Here is a 19,949-nt window from a genome sequence, read left to right on the forward strand (position 1 = left end):
GAACATCCAATGAAATTTGCTCTGATGAGTCTGATGCAAAATACGCCCAATCCTGTGACAGGTGAAGCTTTTACTCAGCAGGAGAAATTCCAAAACATTCTGAACCAGGCCATACTCGCTGAAAAGCTCGGCTTTGATGCTTATGGTGTCGGTGAGCGGCATGGAGCACCGTTTATTTCCTCCTCGCCACCGATTGTTTTAACTGCCATCGCGGCAAGAACCTCGCGTATTCGTTTGCTGACCACAGTTACCGTTTTGAGCATCCTCGATCCGGTGAGGGTAGCCGAAGATTACGCAACACTCGATCATCTCTCGGGAGGACGGATCGAGCTGATCATAGGTAAGGGGAACTTTGCACAGCATTATCCGCTGTTTGGGATTAATGAAGAGGAGCAGTGGGATTCCTTGGCTGAGCGTTATGAGCTGCTCAGTCGGTTATGGAACGAGGAAAACGTCACGTGGGAAGGAAAGTATCGACCAGCTTTGCAAAATGTCACGACGCAGCCGAGACCATATCAAAAGAAGATACCAGTCTGGCATGGAAGTGCATCCAGTAAGCACTCGACAGAATTGGCAGCAAAATACGGCGAACCTCTTTTCTCATCAAATACATTGCATCGTCAGGAGAAGTACAAAGCGCTGATTGAGCACTATCGTGAGCGCCTCGCCTATTATGGTCATGATCCGAAAAAGGCAGTTGTAGGGGCTGGCTCAGGAGGTAGTATCTTTATAGCGGATACGACAGAAGAGGCGATTAAGAGATTCCGACCTTATCACGATGCTTTTCGGGCCAGACTTACGCAGCCACACGACATTCCTCCGTTTAAAGATTTGGAGGACAACGTGAAGAATGGACCTATTCTCGTCGGCAGTCCCGAGCATGTAATAGAGAAAGTTCTCGATTATCACCAGGCTTTTGGTCATCAAGTTCTGAGCATCAGTGTAGATGGACTTACAGTAGCAGAGCAAAGAGAGCAGGCGGAGCGCTTTGCACAAGAGGTCATTCCGGTATTGAAGCGAGAGATTCCAAGTACAGTCTGGGAGACGAGTCCAGTGATATTACAAGAGAGTGTCTCGTAGCGCTATGCATTCTGGCAAACTTCGCGTGAAAATTGGTTTACGATACAAGGGCGATTCCCAGGGAGGGGTCGCTTTTTTGCTTTGACACTTTCTAGGTAAATAGATACATAAGAAAGGCAGGATATCAGATGGATAAGTCGAACTATTCAGAATATATATCATGACACTTACGTATCCACTGTTAGGAGGGTGTAAAGATGTCTCTGTCCATTCAATTAGCTTATATGTCTGCCAGTGAACTCGCATCTCGTATCCGGCGTCGTGAGCTTTCGCCTGTCGATGTGACCCAGGCTTTTATCGAACGAATTGAAGAGCGGAACAGCAGTATCAATGCCTTGATTTACTTTGGCTTCGATGATGCTCGTAATGCGGCCAAACGAGCGGAGCAAGCACTCATGTCTGGCGAGGAAATTGGTCCTTTGCATGGTGTTCCCACAGTGATCAAAGATTTATTCGATTTTAAACCGGGGTGGGTTAGTACCTTTGGAGGAATTCGAGCATTTCGGCAAAACGTCGTGGATTTTTCGTGTCTGTATACAGAGCGTATGGAGAAGGCTGGGGCAATCATTGTTGGGAAAACAAATAGCCCCTTGCTAGGCTTTCGAGGTACTTGCGATAACTATTTGTTCGGTCCTACTCGCAACCCGTTTGATCTGAGTAAAAATAGTGGGGGTTCCTCAGGAGGAAGTGCAGCTGCGGTGGCAGACGGTCTCTTGCCAATCGCCGAGGGCACAGATGGGGGAGGCTCTATTCGCATCCCTGCCTCCTGGTGCGGAGTCTATGGCTATAAGGCTTCATTTGGCCGCGTTCCGCATACGGGTCGACCTAATGCCTTTGGCGGGACGATGCCATTTTTGTATGAAGGCCCGATTACGCGAACGGTAGAAGATGCAGCTATTTCGATGAATGTATTGTCTGGTTATGATCCGCGCGATCCGTTCAGTTTACCGGATGAAATCGATTTTACCAAAGCACTGACACGCTCGGTGAAGGGCTGGCGAATTGCCTACAGCTCCGATTTTGACATTTTCCCTGTCGATCCAAAAGTAAAAGAGGTCGTGGCAGTAGCGGTGTCTGCTTTTACCGAGGCAGGCGCACATGTTGAAGAGGTTCGCTTAGGCATCAAATATACACAACGGGAGCTAAGTGATTTGTGGTCACGGCTGATTATGCCGGGCAGTGTACGCATGCTGGACAGCATGAAGGAAGGTGGCTTGGATTTGCTGGCAGACCATCGTGATGATTTTCCACCGCAAGTGCTGGAGTGGCTTGAAAAAACGTCTCGATTATCTGCCCAGGATGTAATTCGTGATCAGGAAATGCGAACGCATATTTATGATGCGATACAAGGAGTCTTTGAAAAGTACGATCTGCTCATTACACCGACGCTGGCATGCTTGCCTGTCGACAATGCAGCAGACGGGAATACTGTAGGTCCAAGCATGATTAATGGCGAAGAAGTCGATCCCTTGATTGGCTGGTGCATGACGTATTTTATGAATTTTACCGGTCATCCTGCGGCATCTATTCCAGCTGGGCTGGCAGATAATCATCTTCCTGTAGGAATGCAGATTATCGGAAAACGGTACGCGGACGCCGATGTTTTGACAGCAAGTGCAGTATTTGAAAGAATACGCCCATGGCATCAGCATTATGAGCGCTGTGCAAATCGATTAGTAACGAGCTGAGCTGATAAAAAAACCGCTCCTTCATCACGAGAAGGGGCGGCTCTTTTTATGGGGGTCAATCAATTCCATACCGTGCGAGTGCTTTTTCGGATGACTCTAGCATTCGTTCTTTCAATTCTTGACCACTGACGATCCTGACTCGCTTTCCCAGGAAGCGCATTTTCGAGAGGATATATTCGCGATCATCCATGAGAAAAGTGAGGGTAATTCGGTACGTGTCCGTATCAGCTTCGTATTCGACATCCTTTTCAAAGCAGGAAAAGGAGTAAAGAATACGTGACAGCTCCTTGTTATAAGAGCGTACCACCTCAATGACAGCCTGTTCCTTTTTGGAATCAAGAATGGTTTCGATTTGTGCTTTTACAATCTGCATTTGAGCATCATCGAGCGCTGTCTTTTCGACGGACAGGATATTTTGGAAGCGGGTTGCCATAAAAGAATGATGCCGCAAATGGTACCATAGCAAATACCATTCACGTTTCACCATCGAATACTCCAATTTGTAAGGAAAGCCTGATTGCTCGCTTCTGATTCTCCCATTTTTGTTTTGGTACGTGATTCGTACTCCCTGATTGCTGGCGATGATGCGACGCAGCTGACGTAGCAAGGGATGATAAACCTGCTTCTCTACGCTTTTTGCCTTTTCAATCAAGCTGCTGGCTATGTCATACGTTTCTTCTGGCTCTAGGATTTGTTGAAGCTTGCTTAGTGTATTGGGTTCAAAAGCTTGTGCAGCAGTGGGGTGAGCAAGCATCGTTTTTAGCCATGTACGCTCCTGTGCGGTAATCGTAACAGTACTCGACTCATGGAGCCTGGCAAACAGTTGATAATTAAAGATTTTCTCGAATGGATTCATAATACGATTGAATCTCCTTCCATTCTGCAATAAATTCTCTCCGTAAATAAGAAGGTTCCAATACCTCGCAACTGGAGCCAAAACTGCGGAGCCACGGTCTGATCTCCATCGTTCCATTTACGATAATTTCAAAAACAAACGATTCCTCATTTTCCTCGGTGATCGTTCCCCACTGACCCTGCTGCTGAACACGATGCTTGATAAAATTAGGCTCACCACCCTCAGGATGATAGAAGCGCACCTTAATTTTTACTGGACGACCAGTATCAATCAACCAGCTGAATCGTATTTTTTCATCAAGCTCCGCGCATTTACGGGAAAACTCCTCTTCGGGCACACTCTCCTTTTCTTCTATTTGCGTCAGCCCTTCCACCCGATATTTCGTGATTCCAACTCTCCTGCTATTTCCGAGCAAATACCATCTACCGTATTGGTGGTCATAAATAACCTTCAAGGGGAGGACGAGCTCCTGTTTCCCAGATGATTCTTTTTCAAACAGAGGATTCGTGTTTTGGGATGTGTACCGCTTGCCTGATTTCGGTGAAAAATAAAGAAACGACAGCTTTCGTCTGTGACGGATCGCCCGAAATAAGGTATACAAGTGAGCTTCATCCAGGATGCGAGAATAAAAATGATATTTATACAAAAACAGCTCAGATGCCGTGTCAGCATGCTTCCTCACTTTTTTGAGGTTATCGCGGAGCAGGTATCCTTGGACAGAGGGGACTTGTGTGTTGGCCATCACGTCAACAAAGTCGTACAGATCGGTTAATTCCTCGTCGGTTAAGCTTGTCACGATTTCATTATGAATACGATAGCGATAAGGGCGTCCGCCTGGTTCCTTGCAAATGACACCGACCTCCTCCAAGTATTTGAGATCAGAGCGGATCGTTTTCTCATCGGGGACAGGGAAATCGGCAGGGAGCTGCTCGTTGCATACGTCGATTAATTCAGCAGCAGTCGACGCTTGCTCTTGAATAGCAGTCAGAATGAGAGACAAGCGCATACTTTCAGATTCCTTTAAAGATTTGGCGCGGAATAGAAACAGAAGCATCGGATCTGATGAATCGTAATAGCTGTAACGCAGCATCTGGGTAAGCTCTTTTTCCTGATGGGCAGGGAGCTCGTTGGACATTGTATAGATGATATCTTTTAACCGCTTAATCGTTTTATCAAAAGTATGTACGGAAATCCCTAATCGCTCGGCAAACTGCTGCCGAGAATAAGCGCCACTCGTCAAAACAAGCAGACGCAAGAACTGGATTTCTTTATCAAAGCTCTCTCTAGCCATATCATTTCCTCGCTTTGTGCGTAATTGCTATCCCTTATTGTAATGGGAATTCGGGAAGAAAAGGGGGAAAATGGTAAAATTATCTGAAGTCGTAATACTTTCGCCATGTTCGCTCACAAAAAAATAAGCGATGATAAGCGTGTGAGGTCAACACAACAGCTGATGGCCACACACCAGGATCATTGAGGCGCATGGATGGGTTACTCCGCCTTTTAAGCGACGTGTCGTTGGTTCGAGTCCAACTCCTGTCTTTGCGGCAGGATAGCTCAGTTGGTAGAGCAGTTTGTACCTATCCGCCTTTTTCCTCAATGATCACGATAAAAAGTTGCTGAAGCGAGGCGCACGAAAGGGATCCTTCGATAAAATCCAAAGTATTTGACAGTGCCAAGCGGGCACTGACCGACCTTTTCAAACTTTTCCTCGCTTCAGTCTAACATTTCAGATTTGGCGACACACTGGACAATTCATTGAACTAATCTCCGCTTTTCCCGCAAGGTCTACCAAAAGGGGGAGTACATATGGGAATGACGCGAAACATTTTTCAACCGCAGCCACCAACTACGAAAAACAAAGAGGGGTTCTCCGCTTATACACGTTCCTTAGAAGAACAATATGTGCAGACACTCTTGACCAATACACTTGGCAACACGTTTTATACTGACCAGAACCAAATGATCGAGGAAGCGACACAGCTGCATCATGAGATCGCAAAAGAAAATCCGCATTTTATGGCAAAGGCCATTGTCTTCGCTCGCAACGAGGGATTCATGCGACTACAGCCTTTGTTTGGCCTCGCGTTATTGTCTCTTTATCGTCCAGACTTGTTTTCTACTGTTTTTTTGCAAGTCGTGCGAATCCCCTCAGATTTGTCCGATTTTCTGACCATTCTCCAAAGCATGGGGAGGGGAGAAGGAGGGAGAGCGGTAAAAAGACAAGTGAACCGCTTCCTGGCCAATGTCTCTGAATATTGGGCGCTGAAATACAATGGGCGGGGACGGGGCTATAGCTTGGGTGACGTCATCGCTACGGCCCATCCAAAGCCAATCGACCTCAAACAACAAGCATTGTTTCGCTACTTGCGCGGTCATGAAGTCAATAAAGCACTTCTGCCACAAATAGAAGCAGTGGAAAAGCTGAAGCAGGCAAAGACAGAAAACGAACAAATCGAGTGGATTCAAACGGGAAAGCTTCCTTATGAAACAGTGACCAGTGCGATCAAGCCTACAAAAGCCATCTGGGAAGCGCTACTGTATCAAATGCCTGTCTTTGCTTTGCTTCGTCACCTGCAAGCTCTAACACGGACAGGAGTGTTTGAAGATCAGTCTCATCTCGACTATGCAGTGAAACGTTTAACGGATCGTCAAGCCTTGGAGAAAACCAAAATATTACCGTTCCAGTTTGCCAAGGCGTTCAAACAGATAGAGCATCCGGAGCTGCGAGATGCCTTGCGTGTAGCGGTAGATTTGACCTTTGATAACCTGCCAGAGCTCGGAGAGAAAACAGCTATCTTTCTCGATATTTCTGGCTCCATGAGCGGAGACTATTTGCAGATCGGGTCCGTCTTTGCTTTGGCTTTGTATAAAAAAACAAAAGGGAACTCTCTCTTTTGGCTGTTCGATACCAATGTAGTGGATGCGAAGCCCTCCCGTTTTGATAGCATCCTAAGCCAAGCGGATAAGATTCGTGCTCGCGGCGGGACCGATACGGGTGCACCTGTAAGAAAGCTTACGCAGGAGCGCAGGCTAGTTGATCAAATTATCATCATTACGGATGAGCAGCAAAATAGCGGAAGTCCGTTTTATCGTGAGCTGCTTAACTATCGTTCTGTCGTAAATCCGCATGTCAAAGCTTTTATCGTTGATATTGCGCCATATCGACATGCGATGGTACCTCCACAGGATGAGAAAACGTTTTACATTTATGGGTGGAGTGATACCGTTCTTTCGTACATTGCGCAAGCAGCTGCAGGCTATGACACGATCGTACAGAAAGTAGAATCGCTCCCTTTATAAAAGATCAAGCTGGCCGGGAACGCATCTTGTTCTTTGCCTTATTTACACAACAAAAGAAAGGTGGGCCCAGCATGCCTGATTATCAACAATCCATTCGAAACGAGCTACACAAGATTGAACAGGAAGAACAAGTCCGCATCCTTTTTGCTTGCGAATCAGGTAGCAGAGCGTGGGGATTCCCATCTAAAGACAGTGATTATGATGTGCGATTTCTATATATCCGGCAGCCATCCTGGTACTTATCCATTTTTGAGAAGCGCGATGTGATTGAAAGGCCGATAAGCAATATGCTTGATGTGAACGGCTGGGATTTGAAAAAGGCACTGCAATTATTTCGGAAATCAAACCCACCTCTACTGGAATGGCTGCATTCGCCGATTCAATATGAGGAAAAGTACTCTGTTGCGGAGCAGCTGCGACAATTAGCCGTTCACGCGTTTTCCCCCAAGTCATGTCTGTACCACTATTTGAACATGGCAAAAGGAAACTACCGCGACTATTTGATGGGGGACCAGGTAAGGATCAAAAAGTATTTTTATGTCCTACGTCCTATCCTCGCGTGCTGCTGGATCGAGAAGTTTGATAGCATGCCACCTGTGGAATTTGAGCGTTTAGTTGAGGTGTTTGTTTCAGATAGCAGTGAGCTTAAAGCAGTTATCGAGAGTCTATTGGCACGCAAGAAGGCCGGAGATGAACTGGATTTTGAGCCCAAACTTGAACCAATTCATGCTTTTTTGGAGGAAAGAATTCATTATTTCGAGGCGATAACAGGAACGATCGCACAAAAATCAGTACATGTAGATGAGCAATTGGATCAGTTATTTCGTGAGGCTTTACAAGAAGTATGGGCTATCGAGCAAAACAGGTAGTCGGGGGAGAAGATAAAAATGGCAATCGTTCAATTGAAATCGCAGAATCCGGAATTTTCTTTTCTGATAAAAAAGAACCCGAACTCCGGAATGCTTCTGCGATCAATCCGAAAAGGTATCGGTTATGGTTGGTATACAGATGATACGACGTTCAATGTGTACTTTAAGGATGCCGACAATGAAATCTCGTATAAACAGTCTGCTGATGATCGCTTTGAATATTTAAATGTGTCTCGTTACAATACTCCTTTATTTCCTTTGCATGCGATCAATGAATTTTTTTCTGCTCCGTTAAAAGTAAAGGATGACCGTGACGTAGAAGGATATGAGCATTCTTTTTTCATCAACATGGTTCATATCGAATTGGTTCATTACGTCGGTTTTTTTGAAAAGCATTTACCCGATTATACGTTTGAACTAAAATCTCTCGCGCATAAGAGCTATTCTCTTACTGTAACTACAAAGAAAACACTATATGAACTGCTGCACACCGTCAGCGTATTATGTTTGTTCTTCTCCATGTTTGGCAAGGAGCATCTGGATATCTCCGAAAACCTATTAGATAAATACGTAAATAGCATTCAAGTAATCGATGCACCGTTCTACATTCGCAGCCTGTTTGCCCGCAATTTTCTCACCTCGAGACAATTATTCGGTAAATACAAACCGGAGCTGGAGAAGACGGAGCGGTACGACATTCAGTTTGACTATGGCAGCACCGCTCACCAAAGAAGAAACTTCATAGAAGGTGTCCTTTCATTCAATAAACCCATTATTGATATTGGATGTGGGGAAGGGTTTTATGCGATTCGCTTCGCTGGAAAGCTGGAGGATTTTTATTATGCGGTGGATACAAATGAGGAAGTGCTCTCTACTGTTTCTCGCAGAGCAGAAGCAAAAGAGATCGATAACATCATACCTTTTTCCTCTATTTCTCATTTCATAGAAAACTACGATGGTGAACAGGTAGATGTGATTTTGACCGAAGTCATCGAGCATATGAGCCTGGACGAAGCTGGCTTGTTTATACAACAAATCGTGAAGGCTATTAACTTTGAGCGATTCGTTGTTACAACACCGAATGCTGATTTTAATCGCTACTATGAACTAACTGGATTTCGTCATGACGATCACCAATGGGAACTGGGGCAAAAAGAGTTTCGAGAGTGGTTTTTAGAAGTGATCGGCCAAACTGAATTGCAGGTTGACTTTATTTCGATAGGGGATAAGGTAAACCAGATTCAAACCACACAAGGCGTGATTCTCAAGAAAGGGGGGCATGAGCGTGGAAATACGGACTAATGTCCATACGATTTTTATGCTGATTGGACCCACAGAATGTGGAAAGACAACGTTTGCCAAGGAGGTGCTTATCCCGGGGCTTCGTTTTGTGGACGAATCTAGAAGAATAAAGGCAAATGTTCAATATATTTCATCGGACCAGCTGCGGCAGGAGCTTCTGGGATACGAATTTGATAAATACGATCAAGTTATGCTGGAAGCGAGTGAGCAAGCTTTTCATCTCTTGTTTGAAAAAGTAAAAATGGTCACTTCATTTCCAATCAATGCTGAATTTGTTGTGGTGGATACAACAGGCTTGTCAGAAGACTTCCGTGCCAAGGTCCGTGATATCGCAAAAGAAAATAATTACAACCTGGATGTGATTGTCTTTGATTATCGCAAACGCGAAGACTATTATGCGTCAGAGCGTTCGAAAAAATTGATTACTTCGCATACGCACCGAATGAAAAAAGAGGTTTTACGAGCGCTCTCAAAGGAAGGCTACACGCGCATTCACCGAGTCCGTGCGAAAGATTTTTACGGAATAGATACGCAGCAGGCAACTCCTGCATACAGGGTAGTGATCGAAAATGGAGACGACTATGCTTCTACGATCCTGCCAAAAGACCAAAAGTACATCATCGTGGGAGACATTCACGAGTGCGTGGACGAACTAAAAGGACTCTTGCTGAGCTATGGCTTTCAAATAGAGGGGAATCGGGTCGAGCTGACTGAAAGAGTCCAGAATACCAAGGTAATCCTCGCAGGTGACTGGATTGATAAAGGTAAAAAGACACAAGAGATCATTCACTTTTTATACGAGAATCAGGAACACTTCTTATTTGTCATGGGGAATCACGAGAACTTTGTCTATAAATATTTGCATGGAGAGATAAAAGGGATTGAGCAAGAACTTCTCCATAACTTTTTTGATTCGATTCAGGTATTGATCGACGATCCAGGGCTGCAAGAGAAATTTTTCCACCTGCATGCAAAATCAAAACCTTTTTACAAAGGAAACGCTATTTCGGGACCGACCTTTTATGTTACCCACTCGCCATGTAAAAACAAATATGTAGGAAAGCTCGATACGAACTCTGTGCGACGTCAACGTAATTTCCGGATTGACCGTAGCGCGGTACTTGAAGAACAGCTCTCCTTTATTAAAGAGGAAGCGACTGGGAACCATCCTTATCACATCTTTGGTCATGTGGCCGCCAAAAACGCGATTCGTATCAAAAACAAGCTGCATATTGACACGGGATGTGTACACGGCAATGCGTTAACAGCTGTTGAGATTACGAATAAGCCATATTTCAAGTCACATAAATCTACTTCTGCAGTATTCTCTGAGGAGCTCCGATCCTTGTTCCAGGAGGAGCGCCGCGTATCGATTCACGATTTGGCAGACGAGGAAATCCGTAGATTACAGTACTGCTCGCAGCACAAAGTAAACTTCATTTCGGGCACCATGTCTCCAGCTGACAAGGATGAAGCGAATAGTGATCTGGAGTCCTTGCGATCAGGCTTAGCCTATTTTGCCGGACGAGGTGTTCAGCAGGTAGTGCTGCAACCCAAATATATGGGCTCGCGGTGCAACATTTATTTGCATCGGGACCGGGAGCTTTGCTTTGCCGTCAGCAGAAACGGATACAAAATCAATCAGATAGATTTAGCTGAGGTATACAATCAGCTATGGCGAAAGTTTTCTACGTACATGCAAGAAAAACAGATTGCCATGCTCATACTGGACGGAGAGCTGCTTCCATGGCGAGCGATTGGAGAGGGTTTGATTGAAAGGCAATTTACCCCGATTGAAAAAGCGTTGGAGAGCGAATTGGAATTTTTGAAGCAAACAGGCTTTGATCAAGCAATCGACAAGCTCGCTACTGAGTATAGAGAAAGTGGCTTTGAAAAAGATCAATACCACACTTCAAAAGCGGAACTGACCCAGCGATACGGATCGAGGATGTATCAAACATTTAAGTATGTACGTGACGCACTTGATACCTACGCGCCAGTCGAGGAGCATCAAAAGGCTTTACGCATTTACCAAAAGCAGCTCACTTTGTATGCCGGTGAGGCTGAACTAGAATATAAGCCGTTTGCGTTATTAAAAATCGTCTATAACAATGGTGATGAGGAAGTACCAAGCTGGAAAACCTCGGATATGTATTCGTTCTTATCGGACGACGAGTGTATGTCGATAGATTTAACAGAAGCGGGCGCATATGAGCACGCGGCTCAGTTTTTTTCAAAAATGACAGTAGAAAATCAGATGGAAGGGCTCGTAATAAAACCCGAAGTTACTACGGGAAAAGCGGTGCCTTATATGAAAGTACGGAATCCAGAGTATTTATCTATCATTTACGGGTACGATTACCGTTTTCCGCATAAGTACAGCAAGCTGTTTAAACAAAAAAACATTACTCCAAAGCTGCGTACATCCATGCAAGAATACAACCTTGGATCGAAAATGCTTTCTGTACCATTTGACGAGATTTCTCCTACCAATCAATCGTATCGGGAAATCGCAGCGAATTTGTTATTTGAAGTCGCAAAAGAAAAAGAAATAGACCCGCGCTTGTAAAGCGCTGCCTAATTAGGAGGATAAAATAACGTGTATCAAACGATCAACAACGTAAGAGTATGGGGTAATCCGTTAGAAAATGCCGTATCACAAGCAGTTACATGCGCCAACCATGGAAATGTCGTACAGGTACTGCTAATGGCGGACCATCACAAAGGTTATTCGCAGCCTGTCGGCGGGGTCGTCGTGTACGAAGGACAAATCTCGCCATCTGGCGTCGGTTACGATATCGCGTGCGGGAATAAAGCAGTCAAAACAGATTTGAAGTACGAGGATATCAAGGGAAAAATAAGTACAATTATGGACTCTATCTCAAAAAAGATTTCGTTCGGGATTGGACTCTCCAATAGTAAAAAGGTAGAGCATGATCTGTTTGACGATGAAAACTGGTCCGTTTATCGAGAAATTGGGCAGCAAGAGCATGATACTCTCAAAGCATTGGCACGTAATCAGCTAGGTACTGTCGGGAGCGGCAATCATTTTGTTGATATTTTTGTAGAAGAGTCTACGGGAGATGTTTGGATCGCCAATCATTTTGGCAGCCGTGGCTTTGGTCATAAGACAGCAAGCGGATTTTTAAATTTGGCACAAGGAAAAAAATTCTCAGATAAAGCAGCCGGGGAGAGCATGGATCAAGCTCCAACTCTGCTTGACCTAAATAGCGAGCTAGGAGACATGTACTTCCGCGCCATGACGCTGGCAGGCAGGTATGCCTACGCTGGACGCGATTATGTAAGCGACCTTGTCTTGTCCATTTTAGGCGCGAAATCCGTATTTGAAGTCCACAATCATCACAATTTCGCCTGGAAGGAAATGCATAACGGCAAAGAGGTCGTCGTCGTGAGAAAAGGAGCAACTCCATCCGCTCCGAATCAATTAGGCTTTATTGGTGGAAGCATGGGTGATTTCTCGGTGATTGTAAGAGGGAAGGACTCCGAGGAAAATGCGGATGCTTTTTATAGTACCGTGCACGGGGCTGGTCGAATCATGAGCCGTACAGAGGCAGCTGGCAAAATGAATTGGAAAACAAAGACGCGAAAAGGAGGAAAAATCTCCGTCGAGCAAATGAGAAGCGCGATCAAGCAATTTGGAGTCGAGTTACGCGGTGCGGGAACGGATGAGAGCCCCTTTGTCTATAAAAAGCTCGGAGATGTACTCGATGCGCATCAAGAAACGGTAGAGGTATTACATGTGTTAAAGCCTATCGGGGTGTGTATGGCTGGCGCAGATGAATTCGATCCCTATAAAGACTGATGTTTGTTCGATGAGAGAAGGAACGACGCCTACTTATTTCGAAATAATAGAGTAGACCTCACGAATCAACGGAAGATAAGTATTGAAAACGGGAGGGAGAAAATGAATTCATTCGAGCAAAACATAGAGAAATATGCGGATTTAGCCGTTCGGACAGGAGTGAATTTGCAACAAGGGCAGACGCTTGTCATCCGCGCTCCGATTGAAGCCGTTACTTTTGTTCGTGTATTAGCGGAAAAGGCTTATGATGCTGGCGCGAAGCATGTCCATGTGGATTGGAACGATGACGAGCTATCGCTGATCAAGTACAGGAAAGCACCAGATGAAGCCTTTACGGAATATCCAGCTTGGAAGGCAAAAGGCTTCGAAGAGCTGGCAGCTGGCGGAGCAGCATTTCTCACTATTTACGCACCAACACCTGGACTTCTGAAAGACATAAATCCAGAGCGAATCGCTACGGAAGCTAAGACGACTGCGGTTGCGCTGGAAAAATACCGGAACTACACAAAGTCAGATGGTGTGAGCTGGTCGATCATCGCGTTTCCGACAGAAGCCTGGGCAAATAAGGTATTTCCCGATCAACCAGTCACACAGGCAATCGAATCTTTGTGGGATATCATTTTCAAGGTGACACGAATTTATGAGCACGATCCGATTGCAGCGTGGAACGAGCATAATACCAAGCTTGCCAATATCGTGGAGTACTTAAACAAAAAGCAATACAAACAGCTGATCTACGAGATGAATGAAACAAAGCTGTCCGTTGATTTGCCGAAACAACATGTTTGGAAAGGCGGAGCTTCTCGCACACAGCAAGGAATCGTCTTCAATCCAAACCTGCCAACCGAAGAAGTATACACCATGCCTCACAAGGATGGGACCAATGGAGTCGTTCACAGTACGAAGCCTCTTAACTACGGAGGCAATCTCATAGACCATTTTTCACTTGTGCTTGAGAACGGAAAGGTGATTGATTTTTCAGCGGAGACAGGCTACGAGACACTGCAGCATTTACTGGAAATGGATGAAGGCGCCCGTCATTTAGGAGAAGTGGCGCTTGTCCCGTACCGTTCGCCGATTTCCTTGTCAAATCTGATTTTTTACAACACGCTTTTTGATGAAAATGCCTCCTGTCACTTTGCACTGGGGCAATGCTACCCGACAAATATCAGCGGTGGAACGAGCATGACGGACGAAGAGCTAGCGCAGCATGGAGGCAATAAAAGCCATATTCACGTTGATTTTATGATGGGCGGAGCAGAAATGAATATTGATGGCATCACGGAGGACGGGAAGAGAGAGCCGATCTTCCGCGATGGCGAGTGGGCGTTAGACGGTCTGTAATCGATGGGAAATAGAATCCTTTCAAGACGAGGATTCTTTTTTCGTTGACTTATCATTTTTGAGAACTTTTTCTCATTTTTTGTAAATCTGTTGGAGCGATTTTCTAACATTCACAGGCAATTGGAAGAGATGCTGCCACGAAATAAGAGGGAACTAAAAGTGGCATTAGAATTGCAAATGCTTTGGAAGTGTTTGCTGGATGCCGCTACTAAGAGGAGTGTGTGCCATGAAAACAGTCAAAACCGTATGTCCGCATGATTGTCCAGATACATGCTCGATTGTCGCACAAGTAGAAGACGGCAGAGTTATTTCTACAAAAGGCGACCCAGCTCACCCATTTACACGTGGTGCTTTGTGTGCAAAGGTTATTCGCTACAGTGAACGGATCTACTCTCCAGATCGTCTTCTATACCCATTGCGCCGCGTCGGGGCAAAAGGGGAGGGGAGATTTGAAAGAATTTCCTGGGATGAGGCTTTGGATGAAATTGCGTCACGATTAAAGCAGACCATTCAAGAACACGGGAGTGAAAGCGTTTACTGTTTCGAAGGAAGCGGCAACATGGGGATTATCCAAATGAACGCGCATTCTCCCTTTTTTCATAAGCTGGGAGCGAGTCAAGGACGAGGAAATCTGTGCTCACCAGCTGCGGATGTTGGATGGAATTACACGATTGGCGCCATGCTTGGAAGTCGGCCGGAATCTGTGAAGCAAACAGACCTGTTCCTTGTTTGGGGATCAAATATGGCTTCGAGCAACATGCATATGCTTGCTTTTTTCAAGGAAGCAAAGAAGCACGGTGCACAAATGGTCGTCATTGATCCGTATAAAAATCGCACGGCCAAACAAGCGGATTGGTACGTCCCGATTCGCCCGGGGACAGACGCTGCTCTAGCGCTTGGCATGATGCATGTGCTGGTAGATGAGGGACTTATCGATCAGGCTTATATCGAAAAATATACGTTGGGCTTTCCTGAATTGAGCGAATCCCTTGCCGATTACACGCCGAAGAGGGTGGAGCAGATTACAGGAGTACCAGCAGAGGATGTGAAGCGTCTGGCGCGTATGTACGGACAGGCGCGTGCACCGTTTATCCGGATCGGAATTGGTGTCTCGCGCAGTCGTAGAGGCGGGATGTCCATTCGCACGATCTCCTGCTTGCCTGGTCTCGTAGGTGCATTCCATAAGCCAGGAGGAGGGGCATTGATGTTTACTTCTGGTGCCTTCCCCATCAACATGGAGGCGATTTATCGCTCTGATCTGTTGTCAAAAGAGACGCGAATTCTGGACAATGTGCGGTTAGGGTACAACCTCATGAATGAAGATGTTTCTCCGATAAAGTGCTTGTTCGTAACGGGGAGTAATCCGGTCTTGTCTTGTCCGGATGCAGGGATGGTCCGCAATGGCCTATTGCGCGAGGATCTGTTTACGGTCGTTCACGAGCAATTCATGACGGATACAGTCGCCTATGCTGACCTTGTCCTGCCAGCCACGACATCCTTTGAAAGCTTTGATGTATTTAAAAGCTATGGGCACACCTATTTGCAAAAAGCGGAACCAGTGATCCCTCCACTCGGTGAAGCGAGAAGCAATTACGATCTGTATACCGCACTCGGCAGGCGGATGGGCTACACCGAAGACATTTTCTCAAAACCGATAAGGGACCTAGTATGGGACCTATTTCCTAGCTTACAAACGAATGAGACGCTGCGTGATGATCTTCAACAAGGGAAAACGATTGAGCTGTTCAATATCGACGATGCGTTCGCAGACGGATTTCCAACTCCTTCTGGAAAGCTGGAATTTTACTCGGAACAGATGAAAAAAGATGGCTATCCTCCGCTCCCGACCTATCTGGAGGTTGATGAGGAGGAAGGAGACCTTCATCTATTGACACCACCTGCTCATTTTACGTTGAATACGTCGTTTGGTGGAGTGGAGGCGTTGCGTGAGAAGGAAGGCAAGCCAACGCTGCAGGTACATCCTGTTGATGCGGCAGTGCGGGGAATTGAAGAGGATGGCTGGATAGAAGCGTACAATCAACGGGGAAGCGTACAGCTATGGGCACGTCTGACAGAGGAAATACCCCCAGGTACTGCGGTTGCAGAGGGAGTATGGTGGAGCCGTGACACGCCAGACCAAAAACCGATCAATTTGCTTACGAGCGATCGGTTAACCGATATGGGGTGGGGGAGCACACTGCACGATAATCGTATTTTCATAAGAAAACCTTTATCGAAGCAAACTCAAGGGTGAGCGACCGCGTTTTAGCGGTAGGTTATTCTTGCTAAATCAGGATGAAGGTACGTGAAGATTATACTTTCTGATTTAGTATGAAAACCATTATCGAAGAATCTTCAGGGGTGAGCGACCGCGTTTTAGCGGTAGGTTATTCTTGCTAAATCAGGATGAAGGTACGTGAAGATTATACTTTCTGATTTAGTATGAAAACTGGCGCCAGACAGAGAATAGCGCTAGTGAAATCAAATTATGCATGGAATGGGAGGCAGTAGGCATCGTCCACACAGCTAGGCAAGCGAACAAAGGAGGTGATACTTTTTAGAATTGAGCGCCATTCGTTTGATGCAGGTGATACCAAATGATTTATTGTGAAGGGGGTAGTTCATTTGGAAAAACAGCTTTCATTCAATCGTTCGTTGACGCTGCTGCCAGTTGTTTTGTTTGGACTCGCCTACATGGCTCCCATGACTGTCTTTTCAACCTATGGTGTGGCATCAGAAGCTTCGCAAGGGATGCTACCTGCTGCCTATCTGGTGGCTTTGATCGCCATGATGTTCACTGCCTACAGTTACGGGCAAATGGTAAAAGCGTATCCAGTAGCAGGTTCGGCCTATACGTACACACAAAAATCGATGAACCCTCATATCGGATTTTTGGTTGGCTGGGTAGTCTTGACGGATTATTTGTTTTTGCCCATGATCAATTTTTTGGTAGCGGGTATTTACTTGTCTGTCGCTTTTCCATCTATTCCTACCTGGATATGGGTCCTGCTGTTTATTTCCGCAATCACGATTATCAACCTGCTCGGAATCAAACTGACGACGAACATCAATGCGTGGTTAATTTCCTATCAGTTTCTTGTCATCGCACTATTTATCATTCTTTCCTTCAAAGGAATTGCTGAAGGGATGGGGACTGGCACGTTTTTTTCCATGCAGCCCTTTTTTAACCCAGATGTGTCTTACTCATATGTTCTTGCCGGTTCTGCGATTTTGTGCCTGTCGTTTCTTGGCTTTGACTCTGTTACGACCCTCTCCGAAGAGACGATCGATGCCAAAAAGACGATCCCTCGTGCCGTTTCTCTTATCGCCCTGATCGGTGGCTGCATGTTTATTTTCGTATCATATATTGGTTATATGGTTCATCCCAACTATACTTTTTCTGATCCAGATTCAGCTGCGTTTGAGATTGCGCAGTACATAGGGGGAACCTTGTTTAGCTCGATGTTTCTCGCTGGGATGATCGTATTGTGCTTCGCATCGGCCCTTTCCTCACATGCCAGCGTGTCCCGACTTCTCTTTGCCATGGGACGCGACTCCGTTCTTCCAAAAAAGATTTTTGGTCATCTGAATCCTCAGTTCAATACTCCGATCTACAATATCATCATTGTCGGCATTTTTTCCTTATCAGCGCTCTTCATTGATTTGGTTACAGCAGCTTCCTTTATCAATTTTGGGGCACTCGTGGCCTTTACCTTTGTAAACCTATCTGTCATTTTCCATTACTTTATTAGACAAAAAAAGCGTTCGCCAAAAGAGTCCATCCGTTACTTTGTACTGCCTCTGATCGGCTCCCTTTTCAACATATGGCTATGGACAAATCTGAATGTGAACTCCTTGTTGCTTGGACTGATTTGGGGGGCAATCGGACTGATTTACCTGATGTATTTGACGAACATGTTCCGAAAGCGCCCACCCGAAATGAATTTTGAAGATAAAGAATCTTCTGTCGAAACGCGTGTTCCAGCATCATAATATTACCCGTGCAATGGGAAGAGAGGAAAGAAGGGGAGACGATTGGCAGTTCGTGAAAGAGAAAAAGCAGATCTGGTCTTGGCAAGCCATGCGATCTTTACCGGAATCGATGATCAGGTGAGGGCAGGCGCAGTGGCGATTACTGGCAACCGGATCACAGCGATTGGTTCAATGGAAGAGATAAAGCCATACATCGGTCATGAAACTCGTGTGTATGATTTCGGTGATCAATTGATTATGCCTGGTTTTCACGATTTTCATCTTCATCTGCTGCTCGGTAGTCTGTATCACGATTGTGTCAACTTGCTGACTGCAACTTCAGAAGAGGAAGCAGCTCAGATGGTCAAACAATTTGCGGATAGCCGGCCGGAAGATCCATGGGTTTTCGGCTTCAGCTGGTACCATGTCTATTGGAACAACAAGCAGCTGCCACATCGTGCTACGCTAGATCACCTCATCCCGGATCGCCCTGTCTTTCTCTTCAATGCAGAATGTCATGGTGCTTGGTTAAATACGAAAGCGCTGGAGCTATTGAACATTACGAGAGAAACGGAAGACCCGCCGTTTGGACATATCCAAAAAGACGCTCATGGTGAACCAACCGGATTTTTATATGAAACGGCGATGGGGCTGGCGAGAGAAGCATTCCAATTACCAGACCAACAAAAAAATAGATTGCTGCGCGGATTTATGAACCAGGCAGCGAGCCTGGGGATTACATCTATTAATGACTTTTTTCCTCTACCGGGCTTGGAGCTTGGAGATTTAGAGCTGTATCAGTCTTTTGAAAAAGCAGGTCAATTGAAAGCCCGGATTCATTTTCTCGCGGCACTCGATGGCAATTTGGAAAGACCTCGCTTCCTGCGGAGGCAGTATGCTTCAAGCAAGCTACGGTTTTCTGGGTTAAAACAGTTTTTAGATGGGGTTCCTACTACGTATACAGCTTTGTTAGTTGATCCGTATTCTGATCGGCCGGAAAGCATTGGCGATACGTTAATTCCACCAGAGACAGTGAAGCAATGGGTCGTGGAAGCGGATCAAGAAGCGTTTCGTGTGCGGCTGCATGCCTGCGGGGACGGTGCGGTACGCTTGGGACTGGACTGCTTTGAGGCTGCAAGAAAGCAAAATGGAGCCAGAGATTCCAGGCATACGATTGAGCATATCGAAGTGATCCATCCTGATGATATTAACCGTTTTGCACAGTTAGGGGTGATCGCCTCGATGCAGCCTGAACATATGGCAGCAGCGCAAACATTTGCAGACAACTGCTACCTAAATCGTTTTGGCAAAGAACGTGATCCGTATACATGGCCGATCAAAACCTTGTTGAATAATGGAGTATCTCTTGCTTTTGGCAGTGATTATCCAATTGTGCCGCTAGACCCCATGACAGAGATTTATCGGGCAGTGACGAGATTGCATGACGATCATCAGCCAGCGGGCGGCTGGAATCCGCAAGAGAAGATCACGATGGCAGAAGCGTTGCGTGCCTATACACAGGGGCCTGCATATGGCGTTTTTCGAGAGCACGAGCTCGGAACGCTTGCCTCCAATATGCTTGCTGATGTGATCGTGCTTGACCGTAATCTGTTTATGGTAACCTCTGATCAGATTCGAGAAACAAAAGTGGTCCTGACAATCATGGATGGCCAAGTCGTATACGACAGAGATACTTCAGAGAAAGGATGACT

The 19,949-nt window shown here is 45.8% G+C and carries 13 protein-coding genes; 11 read left to right on the top strand and 2 right to left on the bottom strand.

Features of this window, described 5'->3' with window-relative positions:
* Window positions 1-9: 9 nt before the first annotated feature.
* On the top strand, window positions 10-1,080 hold the full coding sequence (locus tag C3B52_RS12035; protein ID WP_103106324.1) for an LLM class flavin-dependent oxidoreductase: 1,071 nt from the start codon (window positions 10-12) through the stop codon (window positions 1,078-1,080).
* Window positions 1,081-1,277: 197 nt separating this feature from the next.
* Window positions 1,278-2,768, top strand: a complete 1,491-nt coding sequence (locus C3B52_RS12040) for an amidase (protein WP_103106325.1) — start codon at window positions 1,278-1,280, stop codon at window positions 2,766-2,768.
* 55 nt (window positions 2,769-2,823) lie between these two features.
* On the opposite strand, the gene C3B52_RS12045 is transcribed toward C3B52_RS12040, so the two are convergent.
* Both C3B52_RS12045 and C3B52_RS12050 read right to left on the bottom strand, forming a co-directional pair.
* The gene (locus C3B52_RS12045; protein ID WP_103106326.1) at window positions 2,824-3,624 is read right to left on the bottom strand and encodes a WYL domain-containing protein; all 801 of its coding nucleotides are present in this window, start codon (window positions 3,622-3,624) and stop codon (window positions 2,824-2,826) included.
* Entirely contained in the window at window positions 3,599-4,915 is a 1,317-nt protein-coding gene (locus tag C3B52_RS12050) for a helix-turn-helix transcriptional regulator (RefSeq protein WP_103106327.1), read from the bottom strand. Before C3B52_RS12050 ends, C3B52_RS12045 begins: the two co-directional genes overlap by 26 nt.
* Before the next feature lie 518 nt (window positions 4,916-5,433).
* Here C3B52_RS12050 and C3B52_RS12055 point away from each other — a divergent pair.
* The 9 genes from C3B52_RS12055 (at window position 5,434) to C3B52_RS12095 (ending at window position 19,947) form a co-directional block, all read left to right on the top strand.
* The gene (locus tag C3B52_RS12055; protein WP_103106328.1) at window positions 5,434-6,927 is read left to right on the top strand and encodes a TROVE domain-containing protein; all 1,494 of its coding nucleotides are present in this window, start codon (window positions 5,434-5,436) and stop codon (window positions 6,925-6,927) included.
* A gap of 71 nt (window positions 6,928-6,998) precedes the next feature.
* Complete coding sequence (locus tag C3B52_RS12060; RefSeq protein WP_103106329.1) at window positions 6,999-7,796, top strand: nucleotidyltransferase domain-containing protein; 798 nt, start codon at window positions 6,999-7,001, stop codon at window positions 7,794-7,796.
* Between the two features lie 18 nt (window positions 7,797-7,814).
* On the top strand, window positions 7,815-9,098 hold the full coding sequence (locus C3B52_RS12065) for a class I SAM-dependent methyltransferase (RefSeq protein ID WP_103106330.1): 1,284 nt from the start codon (window positions 7,815-7,817) through the stop codon (window positions 9,096-9,098).
* A complete protein-coding gene (locus C3B52_RS12070) occupies window positions 9,082-11,667 on the top strand; it encodes an AAA family ATPase (RefSeq protein WP_103106331.1) in 2,586 nt (861 codons plus the stop codon). Before C3B52_RS12065 ends, C3B52_RS12070 begins: the two co-directional genes overlap by 17 nt.
* A 30-nt stretch (window positions 11,668-11,697) precedes the next feature.
* Complete coding sequence (locus tag C3B52_RS12075; RefSeq protein WP_103106332.1) at window positions 11,698-12,921, top strand: RtcB family protein; 1,224 nt, start codon at window positions 11,698-11,700, stop codon at window positions 12,919-12,921.
* A 102-nt stretch (window positions 12,922-13,023) separates the two neighbouring features.
* Window positions 13,024-14,265, top strand: coding sequence for an aminopeptidase (locus C3B52_RS12080; RefSeq protein WP_103106333.1), 1,242 nt, complete (start codon window positions 13,024-13,026; stop codon window positions 14,263-14,265).
* A gap of 226 nt (window positions 14,266-14,491) precedes the next feature.
* The gene (locus tag C3B52_RS12085) at window positions 14,492-16,519 is read left to right on the top strand and encodes a molybdopterin-containing oxidoreductase family protein (RefSeq protein WP_164684763.1); all 2,028 of its coding nucleotides are present in this window, start codon (window positions 14,492-14,494) and stop codon (window positions 16,517-16,519) included.
* A gap of 371 nt (window positions 16,520-16,890) precedes the next feature.
* Window positions 16,891-18,258: an APC family permease gene (locus tag C3B52_RS12090; protein ID WP_235615681.1), complete on the top strand. Its 1,368-nt coding sequence runs from the start codon at window positions 16,891-16,893 to the stop codon at window positions 18,256-18,258.
* 42 nt (window positions 18,259-18,300) lie between these two features.
* Window positions 18,301-19,947, top strand: coding sequence for an amidohydrolase (locus tag C3B52_RS12095; RefSeq protein ID WP_103106335.1), 1,647 nt, complete (start codon window positions 18,301-18,303; stop codon window positions 19,945-19,947).
* Window positions 19,948-19,949 lie beyond the last annotated feature (2 nt).

Origin of the sequence: Brevibacillus reuszeri (assembly GCF_002897295.1) — a bacterium.
GTDB classification, from domain to species: domain Bacteria; phylum Bacillota; class Bacilli; order Brevibacillales; family Brevibacillaceae; genus Brevibacillus; species Brevibacillus reuszeri_A.